1 protein-coding gene is annotated in these 742 nt (G+C 73.5%); it reads right to left on the bottom strand.

Translation table 11 applies throughout. The features are described from left to right. Positions 1-253 precede the first annotated feature (253 nt). A partial coding sequence (locus ACFOVU_RS27495) for an HNH endonuclease (RefSeq protein ID WP_378538266.1) occupies positions 254-742 on the bottom strand: 489 nt, incomplete at its 5' end.

Here is a 742-nt window from a genome sequence, read left to right as displayed (position 1 = left end):
GCTCTGGGCGGCCTCTCCCGCCCCCCGGGGCGCCCGGATCTCCCCCATCGGGCAGCGGGTCCCTCGTCGGCCCGGCCCCGGTGCCCCCGGCTTCCTCCCGTCCCCCGCCTTCCCGGCTCCCCCGGATTCCTCCGGTCCCCGGGTTCCCCCCGGGGTCCAGGGCCTTCCGGGTTCTCCGGGGGCCGGGATCCTTCGGGGTCCCTCCCCTTTCCCGGTTCCGCCTCCGGGCCTCCCGTGGTCCCCTCCCCGGTGGTCATTGGCTGGGGTAGGGGTCGCGGGTGGTGGTGTGGGTGCGGTTGTGGGGGGTGCGCCAGACCAGGGTTCCCGGGGAGGGCTGGGACAGGTTCCACCCAGGGGTTTGCTTCAACCGGTGGTGCCGCCTGCACAACGCGGCCAAGTTGCCCGCGCTGGTAGACCCGCCCAGGTGGTGGGGCATGGTGTGGTCGGCATCGCACTCGACCGCGGGCCGGTTGCAGTGGGGGAACCGGCACGTCCGGTCCCGCGAATCGATATGCGACCGGAGTAACGGTGGCGGCCGGTAGGCGGTGGTGCCATCGGCCACCGGGTTTCCGTCGTCATCGACCACCGTGTAGCACCAGCGGGTGGCCTTGGAGGTGGCTCCCTTGGCCAGGTCCCGGGCGGCCTCTGCCAGGATCGGCCCGTGCCCCGGGATCTCCCCCAGGCTCCGGGACTCGCTCCCGCCCATCTCCTTCGGCAACGCGGCCAGCGGGATGATCACGTG

Origin of the sequence: Nocardiopsis sediminis, assembly GCF_042650565.1 — a bacterium.
GTDB lineage: Bacteria > Actinomycetota > Actinomycetes > Streptosporangiales > Streptosporangiaceae > Nocardiopsis_B > Nocardiopsis_B sediminis.
Note: the sequence above shows the minus strand (reverse complement) of the source record. Positions and strands in the feature narration are given on the sequence as shown.